Here is a 26,631-nt window from a genome sequence, read left to right on the forward strand (position 1 = left end):
AATACATTTTATCTGTTTTTCATATGTGGGAATAAGAGTACATCGCGAATGCTTGCACTATCTGTGAGTAGCATAATAAGTCGATCTAAACCAATTCCAATTCCACCTGTTGGCGGCATTCCATATTCAAGTGCCTCAACAAAATCGGTATCCATGTCCGTTGCTTCATCATTCCCAAGGTCTTTTTCTTTAAGTTGATTCTCAAAACGCTCACGTTGATCAATAGGATCATTAAGTTCGCTAAATGCATTTGCATATTCACGCGCGTCGACGAAGAATTCAAAACGATCTGTAAAACGAGGGTCCGCTGCATTTTTCTTCGCTAGTGGGGAAACCTCAACAGGGTGACCATAAACAAATGTCGGTTGAACAATTGTTTCTTCACAGAATGTTTCAAAAAATTCATTCACAACATGACCGAATGTTTGTTGGTGTTTAGCAATATGAAGCCCATGTGCTTTTGCAATCTCAAGTGCTTCAGCATCTGATTTGACATCAAAGAAATTAACACCTTTAACTTCATTAATTAATTCTGCCATATGAACACGTCGGTAAGGTCCTTTCAAGGAGATATCTTTTCCTTGATAGTGAATTTCCGTTGTTCCTAAGACATTGTCAGCTAGATATAGCATTAAGTCTTCTGTCAAATCCATCATATCATTCATATCAGCGTATGCTACATATGCTTCAACAGTTGTGAACTCTGGATTATGTTTCGGACTCATTCCTTCGTTACGGAATAGTCGACCAATTTCGTAGACTCCTTCCATTCCACCAACGATTAATCGCTTCAATGGTAACTCCGTAGCGATTCGTAGATAGAAATCCATATCTAGCGTATTGTGATGCGTTACGAAAGGACGTGCAGCTGCTCCTGAAAGTATCGGTGTTAGCACAGGTGTTTCAACTTCCGCTAATCCACGATCATCAAAGAAATTACGGATTGCTCGCATAATTTTAGGACGCATAAATGCTGTGTTTCGTGACTCTTCATTCATAATGAGGTCTAGATAACGACGACGGTAACGTTCTTCAATATCTTGCAATCCATGGAATTTATCTGGTAATGGACGTAGTGCTTTTGTTAAGTGGACTACATTTGTTGCCTTTACGGATAATTCTCCATGGTTTGTACGGAAAATAATACCTTCGACGCCAATGATATCACCTAGATCTAAATCTTGGAAATATTCAAATTGTTCATCACCTACTGTATCTTTACGGATATACACTTGGATTTGCCCATCACGGTCTTGAAGATGGATGAATCCAGCTTTCCCCATGAGTCGTTTGGTCATGACGCGCCCAGCGACAGATGTAGTTACAGCTAATTCTGCGAGTTCTTCTTTTGATTTCAGGTCGTATGCATCCAAGATTTCTTTTGAGCGTTCCTTCGGTTTGAAACCACTTGCGTAAGGATCAATTCCCTTTTCGCGTAAGGCTTCCATTTTTTCTCGACGAACAAGTTCTTGTTCTGTTAATTCATGCGACATAATTTCACTCTTCTTCCTTGTTATTAATTTATCACTTACTATTCTATCAAATTCTTTGATTTAATTCACCTTATATCGTTTCTTAGATATTTTTTACCGAATATGCAAAGAGCGAACGCAGCGCGTTCACTCATTTAACTACGTTCTTAGCTTCGTTCATTGATAATTGATTGAAGCTCGTTTTCTTCGAAATGATATTCTTCATTGCAATAATGACACTTCAGTGTAGCGCCTTTATCTTCCTCGATAATTTCAGTTAAATCATCACTCGACAATGTGCGCAGCACATCAAGCATTTGCTCACGATTGCATCCACAGTAATATTGAACATCTTGGCTCCCTAAGATAACACTATCTTCAAAAAGGGATGTTGCAACATCTATTGCCTCTTTATCAATCATAATATTGGAAACTGGTGGCAACTGTGAAAACACAGTTTCGATAGCCACAATATCTTCTTCTGTCGCCTCTGGTAGAACTTGAATTAAAATCCCGCCCGCAGACATAATGCTGAGGTCTTCATTTACCAATACCCCAACGGATAAAGCTGATGGAATTTGCTCACTTTGAGCATAGTAATATGCAAAGTCTTCGCCGATTTCACCAGTGCGAAGTTCTACTTGGGAACTAAACGTTGCTGAGTTTCCGGACTTATAAGTGACATGAAGTGACCCTTGTCCTACAATGCCTCCGACATCAAGTTTTCCAGTTGCTTCATTTACCTGATGTGCATGAGGGTTTGAAACCAATCCTCGTACATTTCCTGCATTATCTGCATTAACGAGAATATGGTTAAGAACACCATTACTTTTGATTTCTGTGACAATTTTTTCGTTGTCACTTTTTAAGGTTGATCCCATAATTACAGCAACACTCATAACCCGACCTAATGCGGCGGATGCTGCTGGATAGGTATCATGAATTACTCTTGCTTTTTCTACTGCGTTTGTTGTTTTAGTCACAAAGAACCGAACACGGCCACCACGTGCGAGCCCTCGTACGATTTGATCTGTCATATTTATCTCCTATTTGGTTTAAAATGCCCCATCGAAATGGGGCATTGATTATGCTTCTACTATTTCTACTTCTACAGGTTCATTCCCCGCATCATTTGCATCGCGTCCTTCAACAATATTGTTGATTTGTTCTGCAGTAATTGTTTCAAATTCAAGAAGAGCAGCAACAATGCGTTCCATTAATGGGCGTTGTGCCTCAATAATAACTCTTGCTTCTTCTTTAGCTTCGTCAATAATGCGACGTACTTCTTTATCAATCTCAAAGGCAATTTCGCCAGAGTAGCTTGAACGTGATGAATAGTCACGACCTAAGAAGACGTTGTCACCTTGGCCATCATCATATTGAATAGGTCCTAAATTACTCATTCCATATGTTGTAACCATTGCACGAGCTATACGTGTAGCACGTTGAATATCACTATATGCACCCGTTGAAATTTCATCAAAGAATACTTCTTCAGCAACACGTCCACCAAGTAATCCAGTAATCTTAGCTTTAAGATCTGTTGCGCTTTGTGTAAATGTTTCTTCTTCTGGCGTCATTAAGTTATATCCACCAGCTTCTCCACGAGGGATAATTGTAACTTTCTGAACTTTATCAGCTGCAGCGAGTTTCAATCCAATAATAGCATGTCCTGTTTCATGGACTGCGACCATATGACGTTCTTTTTCGCCATACTTACGTGATTTTTTAGCTGGACCCATCATGACTCGGTCAATCGCCTCATCAAGTAGCTCCATTGTAATTTTAGGTTGTTTCTCTCGAACTGCAAGAATTGCTGCTTCGTTGAGAACGTTTTCTAAATCAGCACCTGAGAATCCAGGTGTACGACGCGCAATATTCTCAAGCTCGACATCTTGTGCTAGTTGTTTATTCCGGGCATGAACGCCAAGAATAGCTGTACGGCCTTTAACGTCCGGTAACCCAACAGTAATTGTTCGGTCAAAACGGCCTGGTCGTAGTAAGGCAGGATCAAGAACGTCAGAACGGTTCGTAGCTGCAAGAATAACAACACCTGAATTTTCTTCAATTCCGTCCATCTCAACAAGCATTTGGTTCAGTGTTTGTTCACGTTCATCATGACCACCACCAAGGCCGGCACCACGTTGGCGACCAACAGCATCAATTTCATCAATGAAGATGACACTTGGTGCATTTTTCTTAGCTTCTTTAAACATATCACGAACACGGCTTGCACCGACCCCAACAAACATCTCAACAAAGTCAGAACCTGAGATTGCAAAGAATGGTACATCAGCTTCACCAGCCGCTGCCTTAGCAAGTAATGTTTTACCAGTTCCCGGAGGGCCAACTAATAACATACCTTTAGGAATTCGGGCACCCATTTCTTCATATTTTTTAGGGTTTTTCAAGTAGTCAATTAACTCTTTCATTTCTTCTTTTTCTTCGTCAGCACCCGCAACATCCTTAAATCGAACTTTTACGTTTGATTGGATTTTTGCACGTGATTTACTAAATTCGAAGGCTTTGTTATTTCCGCCGCCTCCCATTTTGGAGAAGATAAAGACCATACCACCAATAAGTAGTACATAAGGTAAAACTACAACTAGAAGGTCACTAAAGAGGTTTGATTCCGTAATGTCTGGATATGTAACCTTTGGATCTTCTGCTTCGATAATTTTCTGTAATTCATTAACATTTTGTTCTGTACGTGGGAAGCGTGTTTCAAACGTCTTCGTACGTCCATTCTCATCTTTATACTTACCATTAATATCGATAACAAACTGACGAACTGTCATTGATGAATCTGTTACGGTATTTTTTTCGATTACATCGTAGAATTCAGCATTTGAAATCGGTGCAGATCCTTGAAATGTGAAAAATCTTATAAGCATAATTGCCATAAACAATGTAATTAATGTCAGAATAATATTATTTTTATTATTTTTTTTCAATCTGTCCACTCCTCTTACTGATAGACTTCATCCTTAAGGATTCCAATGTAAGGTAATTGTCTATATTTTTCGTTAAAGTCTAAGCCAAAACCGATTACAAATTCATTAGGGATTTCAAATCCGATGAAGTCCGCGTAAACATCTACCTCACGACGTGAAGGCTTGTCTAGTAATGAAATTACTTTGACGTCATTAGCCCCTTTGTTTTTAAGTAATTGAATAATCGCTTTAATTGTATGTCCTGTATCGACTATGTCTTCGACCAAAAGAATATTCACGCCCTTAATTGAGCGATCTAAATCTTTTAAAATCTTAATATCGCGTGATGATTCAGTTCCTGCATAACTTGACACATCCATGAAATCATATTCCATGTCTAAATCCACATGGTTAATGAGTCTTGCCAAGAAAGGTACTGATCCTTTTAGTAGTGCAACAAGTACAATTGGTTCTTGTGCATCTTTGTAGTGGTCAGTGACTATTTGGCCCATTTCCACACATTTTTCATTGATTTGTTCTTCACTAATTAATATTTCTTTTACGTCCTTATGCATCCTAAAAACTATCCTCCTGCGATAACTATAATTCTATCACAAAAATATTGTTATTGTTAGCGTAATGATGAACATCACAACCCAATCCCACGACAAATACAATATGTTTCGCTGAATTTTCAATTACAAGCCATTTTTTTCGCTGAAATCGCGGAATTTTACGATCTATGAAGAATCGATTGAGTTTTTTGGTGCCATATTTCATCATTATTTCATCTTCTGGCAATGCATAACGCACCGTTATGGGAAAATCATCATCTTTCAAGCACACTGCTTCAACGCGTTCTCCGGACTTTGATATCTTAAATTTATCATAGGCCATAAACTCAAGTTTATCGATTTGAATTTTGTATTCTTCATTGGGACTCACATTCATATATCCATAACTAACTGACAATTCTAAGTTGTCAAAAGTTGCTTCATAGGTCCCTTTTTCGATACCTTGCAATATTGCACCAACATGTTTTTTACTCATCGCATGGACATCAACGCCTTGAGCATTTAGCCAATAGCGTAATACATCTTCAGGATATTGATGTTCCAAAATTTGGGCCGTATCAATCGTACTTCCCAACGCCATTACTGTTTCCTTAAGTTTCTCTTGTTTATCATTATTTAAAGAGCGCTCATAATTGAGCTCTTCAATTAAACTGCTCCACTGTATCGCATCACTTTGTTGTAGATTTTTTCGAACACGATTTCGAGTATATGTATCCTCAAAATTACTTTCATCAATTCCATACTTTATTGAGTTTTGTGATGCATATGCTAAAATGTCATTTTTACGCCATGATAAGAGCGGGCGCCATACATAGACTCCCAAAACAACAGCATTTTGAGCAAGCCCGACAAAAGCACTTTTCATGTTCCGGGATTTCTGCATTACATATGTCTCGACATCATCGTCAAGATGATGACCAACTACAACTCCGTTCGCATTATACTTACTTACAAGCATTTTAAAGAACGCATAGCGAAAGACTCGTGCATTATGTTGGAAATTATTATTATCATTCGAATCATCACTGTAATTTATTGTTTCAAAGGGAATACCGTATGTCTCACAGTATTCCGCCACAATTTCTTCGTCACGATCGCTTGTTAGTCGTTTCTTGTAGTTGACATGTGCAACCACTAATTTATATTCTTTAGTTCTCAGTGTATCTAATAAAACCATTGAGTCTGGGCCACCTGAAACAGCCACTATCCATTGTTTCTTTTTATCCATGCTACTCACCCATGTATTATTCTATCATATGTGGTCCAAAGATTATTTCCTTTACACATGTACGTATTTTATCAAAAATAGGACCTTTTGGACAAATATGACCATTAATCGATATTATCCTACCTGAATTAATAAACTTACAATCGTTCAAAAATAACACCGAAGGTTTATTTAAGCCTTCAACCTTGCCAATATAATACAAGTGACCTTTGGTAGGATCATGTTTGTTAACGGCTTGACTGATTGTATTAGTGTTGGATGTCATTGGAACTACAAGTAATTTATGATTGTATGTTGCAATCACAAGTCCAAAATGTTGATAGCCTGCTTCATTGATATATGCTTGTCCATAATCGATATAACAAATATCGCCGATATTAGCATCGATACCTAGAGATGTGGATGACCAAAATTTCATGCGCTTGAACCGATTGTATCCACTGACACATTCTCGGTTCTGTTGTGATAATGGCATACTTAATATAAACGCTTCATATTCCTTGAGATATTCTTGAATTAATTCATCGGTAGGTGCCTCCCGACATTCAAGATGTTTCGTTAGCGACTCTTTGTATTTCATAGTGTTTTTCAACCTCCTACCTGTAAATTACGATATTTTTCTTAATAATCCTAACACTTTTCGTAAAAAACATTGTTTTTCGTCGTTTTTTTACCACTTATACATAAAACACGAAAAAAAACAGGCTTTATTGTGAATCACAATAAAGCCTGTCTATCTTTGATTTTCTTTTAATTAAAGACCCATTGCTTCAAGGTTTTCAAGCATAATACCTGTTCCCTCAGCAACACAAGTCAACGCATTTTCTGCAACATATACCGGAATACTTAATTCATGTGAGATTAGTGAATCCAATCCATGAAGTAAAGCACCACCACCTGTCAACACAATACCGCGTGTCACGATATCAGCTGATAATTCAGGAGGCGTTTGCTCGAGCACTGTACGGCAAGCACGCACAATGTCCTGAAGACTTTCATGCATCGCATTTGCTGTTTCATCTGCGCGTAGCGTAATTGTATTTGGAAGTCCTGTGACTAAGTCACGACCACTCACTGCAAACGTTTTTGTTTCCATTGTGTCCACAGCTTCAACACTCGCTGCTCCAATATGGGTTTTGATTTCCTCAGCAGTACGATCACCGATCAAGAGTTTATATGTATCTTTAACATACTTGATAATATCGTGATCCAAACGGTCACCCGCAACTTTTAATGAAGTGCTTGTAACGATTTCACCTAATGATAGAATTGCAACGTCTGTTGTTCCTCCACCTATGTCAAGAACCATTGAACCTGTAGGCTTCGAAATGTCCAAGTTTGCACCAATAGCTGCAACTTTAGGCTCTTCTTCAATATAAACACGTTTTGCCCCTGCACGGTATGCAGCATCACTAATCGCTTTACGCTCTACTGACGTAATGTTTGATGGGCAGCAAATAAGGATTGTAGGGCGTGAAAATACGCCTTTTAGTTTTAATTTACGAACAAAATATTGAAGCATCATTTCTGTCACTTCAAAGTCAGCGATAACACCATCTTTTAATGGACGAATTGCAAGAACACGTCCTGGTGTACGTCCTAGCATATCTTTAGCCGACTGGCCAACTGCTAGGCATTTTTTTGTATTTGCGTCAATAGATACTACTGATGGTTCGTCAAGAACAACGCCCTCACCTTTAACATAGATGAGGATGTTTGCAGTACCCAAGTCAATTCCAACTGCTTTTGAAAACATAAGTATTCCTCCGGTATTTTTTTATATGAGATAGTTAGTTGATAATCCGAGTAAAAACTGTGCTACGGCATATCCTAATGCCAATGCCAATAGAATATAGAGCACTTGCATATGCATTTCTTTTCCCTTACGGGTAAACTTACGAAAATCCACACCGTATAATGCGTACGCTGATATAAAGAAAGACATTAAATATAGTATTATTCTTGGATAATCACTCATTTTCTTCACCTATATTACTATACCAAATGTCATCATTAATTTCCAATATTTCCTTTTATTATCATGAACTTCACACACATACCCTTAATCCATTAAATCTACGGTTCTTTTTCGCATATATAATGTTGTTAGTGGTGTGGATAAAATGATTGCTGTTACGCCAGTTACAAAGATTAAATTTCCGTATGGCATCCCCATCGCAAGGGGAACCGAAGCCAATGCCGCTTGTACTGTAGCTTTGGGTAAATAAGCGATAGAGATATATCTTTTTTCGCTTGCATTAAAACCGCCATCTTTAATCGACAACCTAATTCCAACAATTCGCGCCATAATACCTATTGATAAAATCACAAGGATTAGCCCTAAGTTCTCTGCAGCAAATGTCTCAATAGAAATCATCGAACCTACAACTGAAAATAGTAATATTTCGGCGATAATCCATAATGATCCTGCATCTTTTTGAACCTGTAATGTATCTTGTTGTTCACTCAATGTTATTCCAAATGTCATAACACTGATAAGCGCCGATACTGGCAACAACAAATCGCTATAGCCAAGTAGCAATGCAATTAATGTAATCAAAATCGTCTGTTTTGGTCGTATGATTTTCGCAACTACGATACCAAGCAAACCACCCAAGATAATCTCGATTGGAATCATGATTAGTGTTTGTAGAATTTCATTCGATTGTGTTGCCATGCCAGAGAAGATCGAGAAGATGGTTATTGCCGCAATATCATCAAGGGATGCTGCACTCATAATCATAGTCGGAATGTGTTTCTTGGTTCCGATATTTCGTTGTTGGAGCCAAATCATCATCGGGATTACAACTGCAGGCGACACAGCTCCTAACATAAATCCCATCATTCCTGCTTCTGCTACACTCATTTGTGTTAACAATAATGCCATTACCAACACAGCAAACCCTTCAAATAATGCTGGAACAAAACTTAAGAGTGTCGTTTCTTTTCCAACTTGCTTCAATGTGCTTAAATTAATACCCAATCCCGATCGTAGCAGAACCAGTACCAAAGCTACATGACGTATATAATCACCATACGGTAATGTCGTAAAGTATGATAAAACAAATCCAACTAGCATATAGAATAATAACTGAGGGATTTCGAGTTTCATTGCTATCTTTCTTAGTAATAGACCAATTCCAATTGCGAGTATGTAAGCCATTTTTAGTTCCTCCATAAATAAAAAAAAACTCCTACAAGTCAAAAAGACTTGTAGGAGTCATCAGCAATTTCTTGCGGTTTGGGCGAACTCCATCGCCGTTTCATTTATTTTATCAAGTTATTTCATGCTGTGCAAGTTCAAATAGCAGATTTAATAAATGATTGTAAGTTTGGAGTTTGTTTGTATTTTTGGGAAGCTTGTTTATCCTTTTCGAGCAGTGTCTTTTCAAAATCGATATCGTTTACAGCTGCAATTGCTATCGCATAATGAACGACGTCTACAAGTTCTTCTGCAAGTGAACTTTCGCCATCATCATGTTTTCTTCCCGTTTTTTTATTTATTGCTTCTGCAACTTCGCCTATTTCTTCGACCAACTTCATAAAGAGTGCTTGTGTGTGGATAGCATCTTCGTACTTTTGTTTAAGGTAGTTTTGATAGTCATGAATACTTACACTTTCCTTCATCATATCTTTACCCTTCGCGTTTCATAAGAACTTCCATAAATGTTTGAAGTTTCTTCGCATCAACGCCTTCGTAATCTCCGGATTGATCGTATCGGTATGATACTTTTGAGCTCGATGTTGTTGGGTCATTAAACCATCCTTTGAATGATGAATGAACCTGGGTAGCTTTTGTTTCATCAAGAATCTCATTTATATTCTCTGCATTCACTCCCGCACCAACACAAATTTCAATTTGCGTACCGTAGTTTTCTTGCAGCATTTTCAACGTTGGAATCCCCTCATCCGCTGTTGTTTCTAATCCACTTGTCAGCACCCGATCAATGCCGCACCGAATCAAAGCTTCAATTGCTGCTTGTGCATCAGGGGTTCGATCAAACGCACGATGATAGATTGCTTCGATACCGTGTTCACGCGCAAGATCGACAAATACTTTGGTCCAAATCTCATCTATTGTATTGTCGGCATTTAGAAAACCAAATACAATCCCATCTGTTCCATACTCAATAAGTATTTTCGCATCTTCAAACATCGTTTTCATTTCAACATCAGTGTAATGAAAACCACCAGCACGTGCGCGAACCATTGTGATAATTGGAATTGCGACATGCTTTTTTGCTTCGGTTAGTGTCGCTACACTTGGCGTCAATCCCCCAAGAAACAATGCATTATTTAACTCGATGCGATCGGCACCTTGTGCTTGAGCAACGATACAGTCTTGTACCGATCCTGCACACACTTCAACTTTAATCTTCATTATAAATCCCTCTATGTACTTTCTACTATACCGCTAAGCATCAAAAGCGAACGGGTATAAATCTCCATATTACGGCGTAGCAACTCTCGTGTATCTTTTGTATCCATATACTCGCTACGTCGAATTAATCTTGGTCCAAAACCCACAGTATTCTGAATCAAAGATGCGTAGGTTAACATGTCGGCTTTTCTCGGTTCGATACGTTCGCCAGTAACCTGAGCATAACTCTGTGTTAGTGGTTCGATATAATGGCTATGCATGGACTCCACAACGTGCTGTGGCATCGAATGAAATGTATATACTTGATTTTCTAACATGTTTGTTTCAATGAATACTTTAAGATCATTACTCTTAATTGTTTCCGGATACGAAATTTCGACATTCATGTGGTCTTTCGCCTCATAAATCTTCGTAATGTTAATGCCATAAATTGGTACATCCGTTTCCAAACTCTTATGATTTCGCATCGTTAGATCTAAGATCTCCCTTATTGATCCAGTATCTTGGTGATTCGTGGATTCTTTCGAGTGTTTGCTTTGAATCCTTATCTTGGCTTGTTGGTATGTTGGATATGTAACACACCACGTTGATGTCGGTGTCCATCCAAATAACGGTACAACCTCAAGTCTGAGGTAGTCTTTAATATGTTCAATTTCACCATCTTTATCTATCGTAAAAATAATCCGCACAGGCACGTCAAACGTTATTTTAAGTTGCTTGAGTGCATAGAGCGAAAAAAGATTTGTTATCATGGCACTCGTATTATCAGTAAATGTTGGCAATGAGTTCGTTACATGATTTACAGTTTTGGCATTCGTGCCAACATTCCCGAATATTCCAATGTAATCATCCGATTCAGCACCTTCGCCGTATTGAATATACCCTACCCCTTTGGTCACATTTTTGATTATAAAACCAAGTTCTGCTGCTTTATCCAAAATGTACGCAAGCGTTGCATATGAGGCAGCTTCTTTTGAAGATACTGATAGATTTTCACTGTTAATGGTCTGAATCATTTCTACTGTTTTAACTAACTCAGAAATCAGACTATCCAAGGTAACTTTTAGTTCTATTATTTCCATCGTGATTTCCTCACTATTCCGTAAATTTTCTTAGTCTCTTACAACGCCCATTGCAACAGCTTTTTCAGCTACCGCTTTGGCAACCACATCCGCAACATCCGCATCTAAGATATACGGAAGAATATTTGTATCTGTTAGCTCATTTTTGGAAATCATCGACGCAATACCATAGGCAGCTGCAATCTTCATCTCTTCGTTAATTTCCGTTGCCCTAGCTTGAAGGGCACCTTGGAAGATACCTGGGAAAGCCAATACATTATTCACTTGATTGGGATAATCAGAACGTCCTGTTCCAGCGATTCGGGCTCCCGCCGCAATCGCATCATCATACGATATTTCCGGCACCGGATTTGCCATTGCAAAAACTACAGCATCAGATGCCATCACGCGAACATCTTCTTGAGTCAGAACACCTGCAGCAGACACTCCAATGAAAATGTCAGCATTTTGCATCAAGTCATGCAATGTCGTTTCATCAGTGATGGGTTTGATATAGTTGCATATTTCCTGAACAACTGGATCGTAGAATTTCGCACGTCGATTATCCACAGGTCCATCAATATTATAGGCATGAATATTACTTAAACCATAACGATGGAGCATTCGAATAACCGAACTTCCGGCAGCACCTGTTCCTGAAACGACAACTTTAGCCGTTTTCAAATCTTTATCAATAAGTTTAAATGCATTCATTAATGCCGCTAAAACCACAATTGCGGTTCCATGCTGATCATCATGAAAGACAGGAATATTCAATCGTCGTTGAAGTTCTTGTTCAATATACACGCATTCTGGTGCCTTAATGTCCTCCAAATTTATGCCACCAAAAGTTGGCGCTAAAATTTCAACGGTTCGAATCAGTTCATCTGGATCTTTAGTATCCAGTACAAGTGGAACCGACCCAACATTCGAGAACGCTCTAAATAGCATGGATTTCCCTTCGATAACCGGAAGGGCAGCATTCGGACCAACATCTCCTAAACCGAGAACTGCAGTACCATTACTTACCATAGCAATCGTATTTTGTTTCCATGTATAGTCATATACTGTCTCTGGGTTCTTTTGGATTTCCCGCGTTGGTTCCGCTGCTCCTGGAGAATACAACAATCCAAATATTTCACGAGAGTCAATTGGCATCTTATTCGAAATTTCAACTTTACCTTGCAAATCTTTATGAATCTTCAATGCTTTTTCTTTAAGTGTCATATTACCACTCCGTTCTACACGCTAATCTTATCACTTTCTCCAGTTTGATAATTGCGTTTCTTTCGTTTTTCAAGAATCGGTCACAATCCAGCAGCACATTTTTTCGCACTTCATCTAAGAATGTTTCATGGAAACACTTAATTCCACATCGTATTGTTTCTTTTATTCGGTATAATTAAGTTATATAGAGAAGGAGTTCTTATGATTAGACATTTTATTTTTGACATGGGCAATGTTTTGATTGATTTCAACCCTGATTATATTTTATCCCATTTTACAACAGACATTCACGAGCTCGGAAAGCTAAAATCTTACGTATTTGGTGGCGATACTTGGCTAAAACTTGATAACGGTGATATCTCTATTGATGATGCTTACTCTGAAATTGCAGCACGTGCACCGGAACTTTATCATGAAACACTTCACGAAATCGTACATTCATGGTCCGACTATACCCCTAGCCGCGAGGCGATGATTGATCTTATCGAAAATCTCAAAGAACAAGGCTATTCACTGCACCTTTGTTCAAATGCAGCAAATACTTTCTACGATTACAAGCATAAAATCAAGGCCCTCGAATTATTTGACAGTATTACAATATCAGCAGATATTAACATTTCAAAACCAAAACCTGGCATTTATGAGCATGTGCTAAAGGAAAACAATCTCAGTCCGCTTGATTGTATTTTTGTAGACGATTCCATGGCGAATGTTCAGGCAGCGTCTAAACTTGGCATGCACGGTTTCCACTATACCGGAAGCCCCGATATCCTTCGCAAATACCTTACAAATCTAAAACTACTATAAAAAAACTCGCCAAGGCGAGCTTTTTTTATTTTGTACCGTAAATACGATCACCAGCATCTCCAAGACCTGGTTCAATATATCCGTTATCATTTAATTTTTCATCAAGTGCTGCTAAGAAAATATCTACATCAGGGTGATTCTTTTTAATAAATTCAACCCCTTCTGGTGCTCCAACAAGGCATACAAGTTTGATGTTTTTAGCACCTCGACGTTTTACAATTTCAATTGCGGCGTCAGCACTACCACCAGTTGCGAGCATTGGATCTAGAACAAGAATTTCTGCATCTTCTAAATGCTCAGGAAATTTCGCAAAGTATTCGTGAGGTAAAAGCGTTTCCTCATCACGATAGACCCCAACATGACCAACTTTTGCTGTTGGAATAAGATTCAAGATTCCTTCAACCATTCCAAGTCCTGCACGGATGATTGGAACAAGAATCACTTCTTTTTGAAGTTCAAATGTCTCATATGGGCCACTATGTGTTTCGATGGTTACTTGTTCCAGTTTGATGTCACGTGTTATTTCGTAAGCCATCAAACCTGCAATCTCATCAAGGTTTTGACGGAAGTCTTTAGTTCCGGTATTAATGTTACGCATTTGTGTAAGTTTATGCGTAATCATTGGGTGGTTAAGTACTGTAATCATTATTGTTTTTCCCCTCTCATTGGAAAGTTGCGTGTGAATGCTTTAACGGTTTCATTGATACGTGCAAGTGCTGCATCATCGTCACGATTCGTAATCGCATCATCAATGAAATGTGCAACTTTACGGAAGTGTTCTTCTTTGAAGCCACGTGTTGTCATTGCAGGTGCACCGATACGAATACCGCTTGTAACCGCAGGGCGTTCTTTATCAAATGGAATCGCATTTTTATTAAGTGTAATGCTTACTTTTTCAAGAATTTTTTCAACATGGGCACCCGTTAAATCTTTGCTGCGTTTCACGTCAACCATGATTAAATGGTTATCAGTTCCACCACTTACAACACGATAGCCCATTGCTTCAAATTCTTCCGCGATTGCTTTAACGTTTTTAAGCACTTGTTCCTGATAGACTTTGAATTCTGGTTGAAGCGCTTCATGGAAGCAAATTGCTTTCGCAGCAATCACATGCATAAGTGGTCCACCTTGTGTACCTGGGAACACCGAACGGTCAATCGCTTTCGCATATTTTTGCTTACATAGAATAATACCACCACGAGGTCCACGTAATGTCTTGTGGGTTGTGGATGTTACAAAGTCTGCATATGGAACTGGGCTTGGGTGAAGTCCAGCAGCAATCGGTCCTGCAATGTGTGCCATATCTACCATAAGATATGCGCCCACTTCATCCGCTATTTCACGGAATTTTTTAAAATCAATTGTACGGGAGTATGCGCTCGCACCTGCAACAATTAATTTTGGTTTGACTTCTTTCGCAATTTGAAGAACTGTTTCGTAGTCAATCATTTCTGTATGACGATCGACGCCGTAACCAAAGAATGTATAATTGACACCTGAAAAGTTTAGTTGATGTCCATGCGTTAAGTGTCCACCCGCATTAAGATCCATCCCTAAGACAACATCGCCATGTTCTAGGATTGTCATATAAACTGCCATATTTGCTTGAGAACCACTGTGCGGTTGTACGTTCGCATGTTCAGCACCGTAAAGTTCTTTTAATCGCTCAATCGCTAAATTTTCTACGACATCAACATATTCACATCCACCATAATAGCGTTTCCCGGGATACCCTTCTGCATATTTATTAGTCATAATGCTGCCTTGTGCAGCAAGTATATCTTCTGAAACAAAGTTTTCTGATGCAATTAACTCAATATTTTCCAATTGACGTTGTTGTTCGTTTTGAATTGCTTCAAATACTAAAGTATCTCTCATTAGCGTCCCTCCATGGTTTCAATATCTTTAATTTTATTAATACGACGTGAATGACGATCATCTTCATTAAATGGTGTTCCTAACCACGCTTCCACAATGTCTTTATTTGTTTCGAAAGGTGTTGTGCGTCCCGCCATTGCCAAGATGTTTGAATCATTATGTTCACGAGTCAATGTTGCGACTTCTGGACTTGTAACGAGGGCTGCTCGGATTCCACGAACTTTATTCGCAACGATTGATGCCCCTATTCCTGTTCCACAGAGGATAATTCCACGTTTGAATTCACCATTTGCGACAGCTTTCGCAGCTGGATAAATAACATCTGGATAATCCACACTATCAGTTGATGGTACACCGAAGTCCACCACCTCATATCCCAATGCTTCAATTACAGGTTTCAATGCTTCTTTTTGCTCAAATCCACCTTGATCACTTGCCAATGCTATTTTTTCCATTGCTCTGCCTCCTTTTGAACCGCTTCAAGTGTGACGATTCCTTCTCTTAAGCATACTATTTTATCACCTGTTAGGTCAAACACACTTGACGATATTCCACCACTTATTTCGCCATTAATGACACCATCAATTTTTCCGTCAAGTTGATCTAAAACCATATGTGATGATGTTGCGGTAGGGAGACCTGATCGATTCGCTGAAGGAAGCCAAATTGGATTCCCTACTTTCGCAATCATGGCCTGTACCCATGGATCATCGGCCATGCGAATTCCGAGAGTATCTTGATCCTTTAAGAATTGGAAAACGTCTGGTTTTCGTTTAAAAATGAATGTTACAGCTCCCGGCATAAATGTATGCATCAAGTGTCGTTGTAACTCAGTTACATCAGCCACTGCTTCAATTTGTTCCAAACTTGAAACCATTAATGGAAACGGTTTATCAGCAGGACGTTCCTTAACCTTTTGTAGTTTTTCGTACAGATCATCATCGTGACTGCTAGCAGCCAGACCATAAACGGTATCTGTTTTTATGGCAACGAAGCCACCTTCACGAACCGTATTCGCAACCACTTCTAAATCTTCTAGTTCATATATGTTTGTTTTCATCATTTTAACACCTCGATTTTTACTATTTTATCATAAAAAAAGATACTAATCTTCAATAAGATTAATACCTTTGTACACAAAGACCATACGATCTAATCCATTCATGTCCTGACGTAAGATAACAGTAGCGTCGCTGAAAAAAGACTGTGCTAATGCCACAACTGCATCCCCAATATCAAAACCAATTTCAAATGCGATCATTGCTTTTTCATTTAATACTTTATGCGCATTGGACAATACGCTACGGTAAAAGAACAGTCCATCCTCGCCACCAAACAATGCAACATGAGGTTCATTATTGAGAACCGCAGTCTGGATATGTTCGGTATTTTTGATATATGGAGGATTACATACCAGAACATCAAGCTTAATATTTTTATCAATTAGCGGTTGAAGCATATCACCTTGCATAATTGTCATATCGGCATTGTTTTGTTGTGCATTTTCACGTGCCACAACTAATGCTTCTTCACTTATATCGGTTGCATAGACATGTGTATCTAAATCTTTAGCGAGTGCGAGTCCAATTGCCCCACTTCCACACGCTACATCTGCAATCACAGGATTTTCAAAGTAACTGTCGATATCGGAAAGGACATTGCCAACTAATTCCTCAGTTTCACCACGTGGAATTAATACACTTTCATTAACTATAATTTTATAACCATAAAACCATTCATAACCCAGAACATATCCTAACGGTATATCTTTCGCAAGTTCTTGAATTTTCTGTTTGAAGTCTGTAGCAATAGCTTCTTGAGCTTCATGTTCATATTCTGCGTACATATCTATATCTTGTTCACGTAGGAGTTCAAGCATTAAAACGCGAGAAAATCCCGCGTAAATGTCTGCTTTTTCTAATATATCAATACCTTCATTGACTAAGTCTCTATACGTCATTTAATTATACGCCTTGTTCAAGGATTTCACGTTGCTCTTCTGCGAGAAGTGCAGCGATAATTTCATCCATTTTACCTTCCATAATAATATCTAGTTTTTGTAAAGTTAATCCAATACGGTGATCACTCACACGGTTTTGTGGATAGTTATACGTTCTAATTTTTTCCGAACGATCGCCTCGACCAATTTTTGATTGACGATTTTCGTTTCGTTCTGCTTGAAGTTGTTGTTGATGGTGCTCAAATACACGCGCACGAATAATACGCATTGCTTGATCACGGTTCGCATGTTGGGAACGACCATCTTGGACCTTAACGGCAATACCTGTTGGCTTGTGAACTATACGAACAGCAGAGTCCGTCTTATTAACGTGTTGTCCACCGGCTCCAGAGGAACGCATTGTATCGATTTCAAGATCGTTTGGATCAATATCAATTTCTTCTTCTTCAACATCTGCGAGTACGAGTACTGTTGCTGTTGATGTATGAATTCGGCCTTGCGTTTCAGTTTTTGGTACCCGTTGAACACGGTGTGCCCCAGATTCAAATTTAAAGTGACGGAATGGTTCTTGTCCTTTAACGATAAATGAAATCAAAGTATATCCACCATTTTCAGATTGAGATGCTTCCACAACTTCATACTTGTAACCAAGACTTTCCGCATATCGTGTATACATACGGTAGAGGTCTCCTGCGAAAATATTTCCTTCGTCACCACCTGCGGCACCACGAATTTCAATAATAGCATCGAAATCATCTGCTGGATCGCGTGGAATCAGAAGTACACGGAGATCTTCCGTTAGTTTTTCAATTTTTTCACTGTTTTCGGCCATTTCCATTTCAGCCATTTCTTTTAATTCAGATTCGGATTCTGTTTCGTACATTTCTTTTGCTTCTGCATAGAAACGTTCTGCAGCTTCGTATTGTGCAAACGCTTGAACTGTTTGTTGCAGTCCAGATTGTTCTTTGCCATACTTAGCCATCAATTTATGATCTCCTAATACTTCAGAAGACATCATAAGTTCTGTTATTTCAGCGTCTCGGGCTTTAATCCGTTCAAGCCTTTCACGCATCGCGCTATCAATCATTATTTACCACCTTTACTATATCCATTAATTCCTGGTTTATTGTAGACGATATGGTCGTGACGGCAACGCGCCTCATAGGCTTCACTTGCTCCGACCATTACAATTGGGTCATCATACGATGCAGGTTCTCCATTAACAAGTCTTTGTGAACGTGTCGCCGGACCACCGCATACGGTACAGACCGCTGTGAGTTTTGTTACAAACTCTGCTGTAGTCATAAGTTTGGGAATAACTCCGAAAGCTTCGCCTCGGAAGTCCATATCTAAACCCGCTGCCATGACTCGCTTCCCATTTAGCGCAAGATATTCACACACTTTGAGTATTTCATCATCAAAGAATTGAACTTCATCAATTGCTACGACATCAATCTCTGGTGTCACAATGTCCAAAATTTCTCGTGCATCTTTAATTACATAAGAATGAACGCGTGTTCCTGCGTGGGAAACTACTTCATTATCACTATAGCGATTATCTATTTCCGGTTTAAATACTGCGATATTCTTATTTGCAAATTTTAACGTGTTAATACGTCGAATGAGTTCTTCAGTTTTTCCTGCAAACATGCATCCTACGATTACTTCTATATACCCCTCTTGATATTGATGATACATCATATTCCGTCACCTCTTGCTTCTAATTCTATCGCATTTTCCCAAAAAAAATAAGGGGAGAGCCCCTTATTTCATACCATATTTTTTGTTGAACTTGTCAATACGTCCAGCTGCGTTAGCAAAACGTTGTTTTCCTGTATAGAAAGGATGGCAGTTTGAGCATGTATCTACACGTAGATCTGCTACTGTTGAACCGACTTCGATTTCTGTATTACAAGAAGTACAGACAATTTTAGTTTGATGGTATTCTGGATGAATTCCTTTTTTCATTTGGTTTGTCTCCTTCCGCCTAAGACGATTGGCTCATCTTAGATAAGTGCGTAGTAATAATATCATAAAGCATGTAAATACGCAAGCATTGGAGCTTGTCTTTATATTGATGTTTGCTTAAAGTATGGCGCTTGCCATTTTTGTGTCTTCTGTGCGCTAGAATTCAGCTCTTTTTCCCATGTCGGGTAAACACGAATTCCCATTTTACCGGCTTTCTCTTCACTACGGAGAACGCCTTGTTTTAGTAACACTTCTTTAGGGAATTTGAAGTATCCACTTTGATACTTATCTCTAACGATTATAAAAATAAATGACGGACTCGTTTCATAAGCATATGCCTGATTGGTGTTTGATTCATTTTTCTCCCAAAATACTACAAAGTAACCGTTCTTTTTGGGAGTCTTTTTCGCGAGACGGCTCCGGTAACTAATTCCATCTGCCTGGAAACAGAAACCTTCATATTCTGAATTTTGAGCTTCTAGTTCGATATTACTAATCCCTAGTATTAATGCTTCGTTGGTTAAGAAGTCAATTGATTGATTTATCATGATTTATGACGTTTTCTTATTGAGTTCGCCATTAAGAATTCTCATCACAAGACGATAGAACACCTCAATCATAACGATCGCAAAGGCCATGGTCATCGAGATTGTAAAGGTCTTCATCAGCAATTCAACGCCACGGATGTACTCAGCACTTACAAAGCTTTGGATTGCTTGGTAAGCTGAAATACCTGGAACTAATGGAAAAATACCTGGTAAATTAAATACTGTTGTTGGCATTCTCAATTTTCTTGCGAACATAATCGCACAAATTGAAACCGCTACTGAACCAGCAAATACAGAAATGTATGTATTATAGCCTATAAGGAGCAAATACCAATTCACGATCCATCCAACCATGCCTGTGATTCCACAGTGGATGAGCACACGACGTGGTGCATTAACAATTATTCCAAAACCCAATGAACTTACGAAACTTGTTACTACTTGAATTAGGAAAGCCATTAGAACACCACCCCACTCATAACGCCGGCACCAATCATCGCAGCAATCATCATAGCTTCAACCAAGAAAATTGTTCCTGAAATTGTGTTTCCAACAAGGAAGTCACGAATCGAGTTCATAATTTGGATTCCCGGTACAAAAATGATGATACTTCCAATTATCACTGTGTCTACATTATGAACAATTCCTATCTTTGCGCATACATTCGCAACGGTTGCAACTAGAAAAGCCGCTAAAAATTCTTGTAAAAACCGCACTTTGAGATACCGATTTGCCAGGTAGTAAAAAGCGTAACCAAGAGCACCAATCACAAATGTTAGTCCAAAATCTTTTGCCGACCCTTGGAAGATAATCATCATGCATGCACTAATAACACCTGAAACGATAACCCGTAACCATAAAGGAAAATCTGTTACGGTAGTACTAATTTCTTGCATCCGATCATAGAACTGAGGCACATCATAAATACCACTACTAAATTGGCGGGATGCTTCGTTAACTTGAGCAATTTTCTCAACGTCTTGTTTTCGACTACTAATTCGTTTCATTTTTGTGCTTTCACCTTTATGTGTCGTCACAAAAATACCTGTAGGGATTACAAAACTCATCGCTTCGTTTGTGCCATACTCTACAGATAGAATACGATTCATTGTATCTTCGACACGGTGCATTTCGGCACCATTCTCCATGAGGATTTTGCCAGCAAGGACACAAGTATCTAGTAGCATTTTTTCTTCGTGTGCGTTCATCCCATCCACCTCTTCTTACCGCTATTCTAACACTTTTTGATATTTTTTAAATAACTACCTTGCGTTACACAGTACTGTGTGATACATTGTTGTTAAGGCGGTGATGATATGAACACACAGTTTAAAAAGGGTGTTCTTGAATTATGCGTCCTTGCTTTATTATCGAAAAAGGAACATTACGGTTATGAAATAGTAAGTCGTGTTTCGGAAACAATTGAAGTTTCAGAAGGTACAATCTATCCATTATTACGGCGCTTACGTAATGATGGTTACGTTACGACACATCTTGTTGAATCAACACAAGGACCTTCTCGAAAATACTACACACTAACATTGCAAGGTCAAGCATATACAGAAACAATGATCAACGAATGGCTCTCATTTACGGGCCACGTTAACGAAATATTAGAAGGAGAAATTGTATGACACGAAATGAATACTTATATATATTAAGAAAGAATCTACAATCACTCCCAATTGATGAAATTGATGACATTATCAATGATGTCGCAAGTCATTTTGACTTTGGGGTGGAAGAAGGAAAAAGCGAGGAGGAAGTTTCCAAACAATTGGGCGATCCAGTTGATATGGCCCGCCAATTCATTGGTGTAACGCCGAAACAACAATCTTATGCCTATACCCAACCATCAAAAAGTTCGATTCCATCTTGGTTAAAGACATTAATAACTGTTTTCGCAGTACTATTTCTTGCACCACTTATCTTGAGCATTTATCTCTTGATTTTATCTTTTATTCTCGTAGGGATTTGCTTAATTATAGCTGCAGTCTTACTTTTACTTGCACCGGTTTTGGCTCCTCTTGCACCTGCATTTGTCTCAATGCCATTGTCTTTTGCTAATGTTGTTTTACTGGTCTTAGGGTTCTCATTACTCGGTGTCGGTACAGCTTGGCTTTCAGTATTCGCTTTCCGTGGTTTTACAGTCTTAATTCGCAAAGGCTACTCAAGTCTCTCTCTTAGTTTGGAGGCGTTATAGATGAAACGTTCTGCGAAACGTCTTTGGATTCCTGTAGTCATGGTAATTGTCGGACTAATATTCACAGGAATCGGGATGACATCACTGATTACTGGGGTTGTAAACACTACATTTAAACCTGAAATTGTCGACACCAATTTCCAAACTGAAACTTTCCAACTCAATGCATTAGATTCGAACTTTACGATTAAAACGAATAATATCAATAATGTCTGGATAACGTTCGATGACTCCAAACCCTATGGTGGAGAGGCTACTGGTGACTTGAGCGAATTTAAAGTCACAGAATCATCAAATACTACGACGATTCAAACCGCACGTGATATTTGTGCAATTACTTTTACTGGATGCTTCAAATCAAATTTTGATCACATCACATTGAATCTTCCTGAATCATATACTGGTTCAATTACTGTAAATGGTCTCGTACAGAATGTATCGGTCCACTCACAATCACTAACGACGTTAAGAAGTCTTGATATTAATGCCTTGAATACTCACGTTGAAATTCAAAACATTGATGCTAAAACTGAATTGAACGCTATGAATTTGGATGTTTCTCTATTTAATGTTTCTGGTCGTACTGAAGTAAATAGTATAAACAGCAAAAATGAAGTTTCAGAATTTCAACGACCACTCTTTATGGACGTAAATGGAATGAACTCTACAGTAACAATAGCTGATCCAACTGGTGAATTGGGCTATCATGTCTCGTTCGAGAGTTTAGCAACTTCTTTCTCAGATAAACAAGCGGGAATAGAGCGGGATCGATTCTTCAGTTCAGGACAACCAATTATTAAAAACACTTCGAACAATTTATTAACACTTGAGCTCGATGGGCTTAACCAGTCTGTCGTTGTCCGTTAAAAATTAAGAACGCCTTGAGTAAGGCGTTCTTTTTTAGTGTTGGTCACGGTTTAAATAGTTTAATTTGATTTTTAATGGTCTTTCTGTTTTATCAATAGTGTATTTCACGTAAATCACAGCAGCAACTCCTATTATTGCAAAAATACTATTGCGAAGTATCTCGTTATCTACTTTTAGAACATATGTTGCAGCAATTAGAATTAAACACAATGGGATTCCCGAGATTGGATTTTTCTCTGAAAATAATATTATTTGTATTCGACCACGAATGAATATTCTAACAATTGCTAACAGCAGCAGGCTCACGATGATTGATGAAATCTTGACCTGGGTCATACTCTTTGGAAATACAAGCCACACTGTCCCTGCAATTGTTATGCCAAATGCCATTTCTATCTGTGTCACATAACGCATCATCATTGAGAACATCGTTTTTTTGGATACGCCCTGATTTAACCATAATGCCTGCATTGCTAGTGATAACTTTGGATCGATGAAATTCTTCACTGCTCGCACTAATATCAGATACATGATTATTATCACACCCAACAATAAATATGGCACAAGATATTGAAAACTTTTGAAATCGTCATAGAAAACTTGAAATGGCCAGATCAAGATTGAGGTGAACACTGCCGGGAGCAGTAAGAACCCTACTCCAAAACGAACTGGATGTATTTTTATGTATCGATTGAAATGTTTCTCCATAGACGCAATAGCCTCCCTATATTCGTTAATTATTTTCAGAAACATAGTTTGCTTCAATATCGTATCGAAGCCGCAATTTTGAAATTATATAAAGAAGATATGCAATCATAATTAAGATCATGACAATTAAAATCTGTTGTCGCACCATTATAAACTCTAAAATATACTGTACTATGGAAATTGCAATCAGTACATGTAATGGGGAGATATGGATTAGTTTCTCTTCCACCAAAATCGACAAGAGAATCCAACGCAACACCAGTAACCGTAGTAGTAGAATGCTGCCGACTGTTATCACAATTATTTTAATATCGAGTATTGTAACTATGCCAGGATAAAATAATAAGGTAGTTATGATGAAAGAAAGTAATTGCGCCCATTCAAGCCAATAGATAGTTAATTTTAGTTGTCTGTAAATTTCAGTTTTTGTGAATCCCTGATTGACGAGTAGGTTTTGCATGCCTTCATCCAGTCGTATTTTACCAAAACTCACGACAGAGGATGAAATAGTACTATATCCCACAGCAAACACCATGAGGGTTGCAATACACAGAGATGGAAACGCAGATACAGTCGGAGCTACAATTTGAAAGGAAGCAACAAACAATAACGAAAGTATAAACATGATACCCATAACTAATGACGTTCGACCGGCTCTTCCACTATTAAAGTAATGGGCAAGCCTTAGTTCTTTTCCCATAATTTCCTCCTAATCTACATCCATCCTAACAAACGCATCTTTCGACACTTTCCCTCGAATCGATAGCTTCACGACAATTGCCAGAATAATTACGCCATAGACTAGAGGTACCATTATATTTCGTTGAAGATCTGTCAATTTCAGTAACTTGCCAAGACTGTTCAAAACTTCATACCCGAAGAATAGTATCACCACCACCCCAACTTGCAGTATTTTTTCGAATGTTGTCTTATCATCTTCAGATTTAGTCCCATCCTTTATTCCAAACACAAAGTATGGAATGAACATAAATACTAATATAGCTGATAAGATAATGACCACTAAGCCAGATAGTAAGCGTTGTTGAACCGGTACATTGTAAAACAATAGAAATCCCAAAGCTGTTGGTGGAATTAGCGCTAATGCAAGTTTTTTTAAATATATCTCGGCTGCGCGGTACATATCTTCTCTTTTCATCCCGACACTTAACAGGTATGCTTGCATTTTGGGTTGAAGACTTGAAGAGAAAATAGTACCCGCCGCTCTTTGAACTAATAGAAATGGAACTCCAATCGATAGAAACATAATTAAGTTGTTACCCTCAACTTCAACCACGTGATTTCCGACAACTTGATAGTCCTTAAACGTTGATACCATTCCTAATACGAATGAAATCATTAGAGACATGATTACTGTGAAACCAAATAAAGCAATGTGGTATTTTTTTAAGTATTGTTTCATATCACTTTTCCTTTCCCTTAAGAGATGTCACATTCAAGATATGTTTTTCTGGGGTTTAAACTTCGAGTCATTCGGTGGATTGTTGTCCCAACTAGCATGACTAACATGATTAATATTAATGATACAGCCAATAAGTTCTTATTGAGGTTATACGTTTCGACCAGAAAATCTATGCCATAGATTATCGACATAGTTACAATATATGCAGTGATGCTAAGCCATCGATCTTGCCCTGAAATTCTATCTTTAGCTATTTTTCCATTAGATAAGTCGTTACTTCCGTAATACAGACAAACAAGACCTAATAATAATGAGAGAATAACAACTAAAATTATTCCTTTAACTCTTAGCATCGGTTCTACGTCATAGAGTAATCCAAAACATACCCCAGTGACTGCAGTTGAAAGCCATAGTAAGCGATTCATTTGCCACTGATGTGCGGAAAAGATATCCTCTTTGGAGTGTCCCGCGCTTATTAGGTAAGACTGAAGTTCTAACGTAAGACTTTGGGATATAACATGTGCATTTGCTATAATCACAGTTACCGCAGGTATCACAATGGCCATGTACAACATTACAAACGAACTTCGTTCCACAGTCATACTCGATCCCAATCTTAAAACCATCATTATTAACACTATTCCAATACTACTTCCAAAAAGTAAGAATGGATGCTTCATATTCAAATATTTTTTCATATCGCAGTCTTCCTTCCTTAACCAATGTCAGCATCTAGATAGCTTTGCTTTGCATTCAGCCCATTTCCGTTGCTCTTTAACATGCAATAAATAAGATATCCAACAGCTACAAACCAAACGAATATCATTCTGTCTTGATGGGATACCTTTGCGTAGCGCAAGAGTAGTGCAATCAAGCCCAGCATTAGAAATGTGATGACAGATTTACGCTGATTCGCATGCTCATCACTCGCTACACTCATAAGATTACCAATTACTGCGTTCGCCAGTAATATGTGAACGATACATTGAACAACTAACATTGCCACTGCAAGCATGACTCGCACAACACTCACTGGTCCGCCATAGGAAAATAAAAGGAGCATACTGTTAAATCCACTCGATATCATTGCATGCACGTAAATATATTTCCGAAACTCGTCTACGATTTCTTTTTTTGGAATACCTGCCCCCACTATGTAATTCTGCATATCAAGTGTCAGTGAGCGGTTACGTATATTCTCACACATCGCATAAACAATAAACGGTGCGACTAAAACCTGTCCAAGGACCTCAAAATAAGCTATATGGTCTTCTGGAAGTCCGCTAGGTATACTTATCAAAATCAAAAGTTGTATCGTTATCGAACTCACAACCGTAAAAGGGATAATACTAAGAACGCTGTAGGGATGACGAATGCGTAGGTAAGAATACATCA

The 26,631-nt window shown here is 38.4% G+C and carries 33 protein-coding genes and 1 riboswitch; of the genes, 4 read left to right on the plus strand and 29 right to left on the minus strand.

The window, feature by feature from the left end; translation table 11 throughout:
* Window positions 1–8: 8 nt before the first annotated feature.
* The 13 genes from lysS to GVV19_RS01610 all read right to left on the minus strand — a co-directional run bounded on the left by lysS (window position 9) and on the right by GVV19_RS01610 (window position 12,877).
* Window positions 9–1,493, minus strand: coding sequence for a lysine--tRNA ligase (gene lysS / locus GVV19_RS01550; RefSeq protein WP_159638458.1), 1,485 nt, complete (start codon window positions 1,491–1,493; stop codon window positions 9–11).
* A gap of 146 nt (window positions 1,494–1,639) precedes the next feature.
* Window positions 1,640–2,509 (minus strand): Hsp33 family molecular chaperone HslO, encoded by an 870-nt coding sequence (hslO, locus tag GVV19_RS01555; RefSeq protein ID WP_159641576.1) that lies wholly within the window; start codon window positions 2,507–2,509, stop codon window positions 1,640–1,642.
* Between the two features lie 48 nt (window positions 2,510–2,557).
* Entirely contained in the window at window positions 2,558–4,426 is a 1,869-nt protein-coding gene (ftsH, locus tag GVV19_RS01560; RefSeq protein ID WP_201288180.1) for an ATP-dependent zinc metalloprotease FtsH, read from the minus strand.
* A gap of 14 nt (window positions 4,427–4,440) precedes the next feature.
* The gene (hpt, locus tag GVV19_RS01565) at window positions 4,441–4,980 is read right to left on the minus strand and encodes a hypoxanthine phosphoribosyltransferase (protein ID WP_159638462.1); all 540 of its coding nucleotides are present in this window, start codon (window positions 4,978–4,980) and stop codon (window positions 4,441–4,443) included.
* 25 nt (window positions 4,981–5,005) lie between these two features.
* A complete protein-coding gene (tilS, locus tag GVV19_RS01570; RefSeq protein ID WP_159645031.1) occupies window positions 5,006–6,208 on the minus strand; it encodes a tRNA lysidine(34) synthetase TilS in 1,203 nt (400 codons plus the stop codon).
* Window positions 6,209–6,224: 16 nt separating this feature from the next.
* Window positions 6,225–6,788 carry a hypothetical protein gene (locus GVV19_RS01575; protein ID WP_236262310.1) on the minus strand — a complete coding sequence of 188 codons (564 nt, stop codon included), beginning with the start codon at window positions 6,786–6,788 and terminating at the stop codon, window positions 6,225–6,227.
* A gap of 174 nt (window positions 6,789–6,962) precedes the next feature.
* Entirely contained in the window at window positions 6,963–7,964 is a 1,002-nt protein-coding gene (mreB, locus tag GVV19_RS01580; RefSeq protein ID WP_159638466.1) for a rod shape-determining protein, read from the minus strand.
* Window positions 7,965–7,985: 21 nt separating this feature from the next.
* The gene (locus GVV19_RS01585) at window positions 7,986–8,186 is read right to left on the minus strand and encodes a DUF1146 domain-containing protein (protein ID WP_159638468.1); all 201 of its coding nucleotides are present in this window, start codon (window positions 8,184–8,186) and stop codon (window positions 7,986–7,988) included.
* A gap of 84 nt (window positions 8,187–8,270) precedes the next feature.
* Window positions 8,271–9,371: a cation:proton antiporter domain-containing protein gene (locus GVV19_RS01590; RefSeq protein WP_159645034.1), complete on the minus strand. Its 1,101-nt coding sequence runs from the start codon at window positions 9,369–9,371 to the stop codon at window positions 8,271–8,273.
* A 44-nt stretch (window positions 9,372–9,415) separates the two neighbouring features.
* Window positions 9,416–9,477: riboswitch (Fluoride riboswitch) on the minus strand.
* A gap of 31 nt (window positions 9,478–9,508) precedes the next feature.
* Window positions 9,509–9,838 (minus strand): MazG nucleotide pyrophosphohydrolase domain-containing protein, encoded by a 330-nt coding sequence (locus tag GVV19_RS01595; RefSeq protein ID WP_159641573.1) that lies wholly within the window; start codon window positions 9,836–9,838, stop codon window positions 9,509–9,511.
* A gap of 4 nt (window positions 9,839–9,842) precedes the next feature.
* Complete coding sequence (locus GVV19_RS01600; RefSeq protein ID WP_201288181.1) at window positions 9,843–10,589, minus strand: copper homeostasis protein CutC; 747 nt, start codon at window positions 10,587–10,589, stop codon at window positions 9,843–9,845.
* A gap of 11 nt (window positions 10,590–10,600) precedes the next feature.
* Window positions 10,601–11,671, minus strand: coding sequence for a zinc-binding metallopeptidase family protein (locus tag GVV19_RS01605; RefSeq protein WP_159645037.1), 1,071 nt, complete (start codon window positions 11,669–11,671; stop codon window positions 10,601–10,603).
* Between the two features lie 30 nt (window positions 11,672–11,701).
* Complete coding sequence (locus tag GVV19_RS01610; protein WP_159645040.1) at window positions 11,702–12,877, minus strand: NAD(P)-dependent malic enzyme; 1,176 nt, start codon at window positions 12,875–12,877, stop codon at window positions 11,702–11,704.
* A gap of 201 nt (window positions 12,878–13,078) precedes the next feature.
* Between GVV19_RS01610 and GVV19_RS01615 the strand changes: the two genes are divergently transcribed.
* Window positions 13,079–13,684: an HAD family hydrolase gene (locus tag GVV19_RS01615; RefSeq protein ID WP_159641570.1), complete on the plus strand. Its 606-nt coding sequence runs from the start codon at window positions 13,079–13,081 to the stop codon at window positions 13,682–13,684.
* 25 nt (window positions 13,685–13,709) lie between these two features.
* Here GVV19_RS01615 and upp read toward each other — a convergent pair whose 3' ends face one another.
* The 11 genes from upp to GVV19_RS01670 form a co-directional block, all read right to left on the minus strand.
* Window positions 13,710–14,330: a uracil phosphoribosyltransferase gene (upp, locus tag GVV19_RS01620; RefSeq protein WP_159638478.1), complete on the minus strand. Its 621-nt coding sequence runs from the start codon at window positions 14,328–14,330 to the stop codon at window positions 13,710–13,712.
* Window positions 14,330–15,562, minus strand: coding sequence for a serine hydroxymethyltransferase (gene glyA, locus GVV19_RS01625; RefSeq protein ID WP_159645043.1), 1,233 nt, complete (start codon window positions 15,560–15,562; stop codon window positions 14,330–14,332). Before glyA ends, upp begins: the two co-directional genes overlap by 1 nt.
* A complete protein-coding gene (locus tag GVV19_RS01630) occupies window positions 15,562–16,017 on the minus strand; it encodes an RpiB/LacA/LacB family sugar-phosphate isomerase (RefSeq protein WP_159645046.1) in 456 nt (151 codons plus the stop codon). Before GVV19_RS01630 ends, glyA begins: the two co-directional genes overlap by 1 nt.
* Window positions 16,005–16,622 (minus strand): L-threonylcarbamoyladenylate synthase, encoded by a 618-nt coding sequence (locus GVV19_RS01635; RefSeq protein WP_159641590.1) that lies wholly within the window; start codon window positions 16,620–16,622, stop codon window positions 16,005–16,007. The genes GVV19_RS01630 and GVV19_RS01635 overlap by 13 nt, the downstream gene beginning before the upstream one ends.
* 45 nt (window positions 16,623–16,667) lie before the next feature.
* Window positions 16,668–17,522: a peptide chain release factor N(5)-glutamine methyltransferase gene (prmC, locus tag GVV19_RS01640; RefSeq protein WP_159645049.1), complete on the minus strand. Its 855-nt coding sequence runs from the start codon at window positions 17,520–17,522 to the stop codon at window positions 16,668–16,670.
* 4 nt (window positions 17,523–17,526) lie between these two features.
* Entirely contained in the window at window positions 17,527–18,609 is a 1,083-nt protein-coding gene (gene prfA / locus GVV19_RS01645; RefSeq protein WP_159641568.1) for a peptide chain release factor 1, read from the minus strand.
* Window positions 18,609–19,220 carry a thymidine kinase gene (locus GVV19_RS01650; protein ID WP_159641589.1) on the minus strand — a complete coding sequence of 204 codons (612 nt, stop codon included), beginning with the start codon at window positions 19,218–19,220 and terminating at the stop codon, window positions 18,609–18,611. The genes prfA and GVV19_RS01650 overlap by 1 nt, the downstream gene beginning before the upstream one ends.
* 66 nt (window positions 19,221–19,286) lie before the next feature.
* Window positions 19,287–19,490 (minus strand): 50S ribosomal protein L31, encoded by a 204-nt coding sequence (rpmE, locus tag GVV19_RS01655; protein WP_159638490.1) that lies wholly within the window; start codon window positions 19,488–19,490, stop codon window positions 19,287–19,289.
* Between the two features lie 101 nt (window positions 19,491–19,591).
* Window positions 19,592–20,038 (minus strand): MepB family protein, encoded by a 447-nt coding sequence (locus tag GVV19_RS01660; RefSeq protein ID WP_159641567.1) that lies wholly within the window; start codon window positions 20,036–20,038, stop codon window positions 19,592–19,594.
* A 3-nt stretch (window positions 20,039–20,041) separates the two neighbouring features.
* A complete protein-coding gene (locus GVV19_RS01665; RefSeq protein ID WP_159645051.1) occupies window positions 20,042–20,497 on the minus strand; it encodes a threonine/serine exporter family protein in 456 nt (151 codons plus the stop codon).
* Window positions 20,497–21,246 (minus strand): threonine/serine exporter family protein, encoded by a 750-nt coding sequence (locus tag GVV19_RS01670; RefSeq protein ID WP_159641565.1) that lies wholly within the window; start codon window positions 21,244–21,246, stop codon window positions 20,497–20,499. The genes GVV19_RS01665 and GVV19_RS01670 overlap by 1 nt, the downstream gene beginning before the upstream one ends.
* 108 nt (window positions 21,247–21,354) lie before the next feature.
* Here GVV19_RS01670 and GVV19_RS01675 point away from each other — a divergent pair, with 108 nt between their 5' ends.
* From GVV19_RS01675 to GVV19_RS01685, 3 genes are read left to right on the plus strand one after another with little or no spacing between them, the layout of a single operon-like run.
* Entirely contained in the window at window positions 21,355–21,672 is a 318-nt protein-coding gene (locus tag GVV19_RS01675; protein WP_159645053.1) for a PadR family transcriptional regulator, read from the plus strand.
* Complete coding sequence (locus GVV19_RS01680) at window positions 21,669–22,241, plus strand: DUF1700 domain-containing protein (RefSeq protein ID WP_159641564.1); 573 nt, start codon at window positions 21,669–21,671, stop codon at window positions 22,239–22,241. The genes GVV19_RS01675 and GVV19_RS01680 overlap by 4 nt, the downstream gene beginning before the upstream one ends.
* A complete protein-coding gene (locus GVV19_RS01685; RefSeq protein ID WP_159641563.1) occupies window positions 22,242–23,108 on the plus strand; it encodes a hypothetical protein in 867 nt (288 codons plus the stop codon). It begins immediately after the preceding gene.
* A 33-nt stretch (window positions 23,109–23,141) separates the two neighbouring features.
* Here the strand turns inward: GVV19_RS01685 and GVV19_RS01690 are convergent, their stop codons facing one another.
* From GVV19_RS01690 to GVV19_RS01710, 5 genes are read right to left on the minus strand one after another with little or no spacing between them, the layout of a single operon-like run.
* The gene (locus tag GVV19_RS01690) at window positions 23,142–23,816 is read right to left on the minus strand and encodes a hypothetical protein (protein ID WP_159645055.1); all 675 of its coding nucleotides are present in this window, start codon (window positions 23,814–23,816) and stop codon (window positions 23,142–23,144) included.
* Between the two features lie 25 nt (window positions 23,817–23,841).
* A complete protein-coding gene (locus GVV19_RS01695) occupies window positions 23,842–24,516 on the minus strand; it encodes a hypothetical protein (RefSeq protein ID WP_159645057.1) in 675 nt (224 codons plus the stop codon).
* Window positions 24,517–24,525: 9 nt separating this feature from the next.
* Window positions 24,526–25,236, minus strand: coding sequence for a hypothetical protein (locus GVV19_RS01700; protein ID WP_159645060.1), 711 nt, complete (start codon window positions 25,234–25,236; stop codon window positions 24,526–24,528).
* Window positions 25,237–25,253: 17 nt separating this feature from the next.
* Window positions 25,254–25,934, minus strand: a complete 681-nt coding sequence (locus tag GVV19_RS01705) for a hypothetical protein (RefSeq protein ID WP_159645062.1) — start codon at window positions 25,932–25,934, stop codon at window positions 25,254–25,256.
* Between the two features lie 17 nt (window positions 25,935–25,951).
* Window positions 25,952–26,629 carry a hypothetical protein gene (locus GVV19_RS01710; RefSeq protein ID WP_159645065.1) on the minus strand — a complete coding sequence of 226 codons (678 nt, stop codon included), beginning with the start codon at window positions 26,627–26,629 and terminating at the stop codon, window positions 25,952–25,954.
* Window positions 26,630–26,631: the final 2 nt, after the last annotated feature.

The sequence above is a fragment of the Erysipelothrix anatis genome (assembly GCF_009828745.1).
Taxonomy (GTDB): Bacteria; Bacillota_I; Bacilli_A; order Erysipelotrichales; family Erysipelotrichaceae; genus Erysipelothrix; species Erysipelothrix anatis.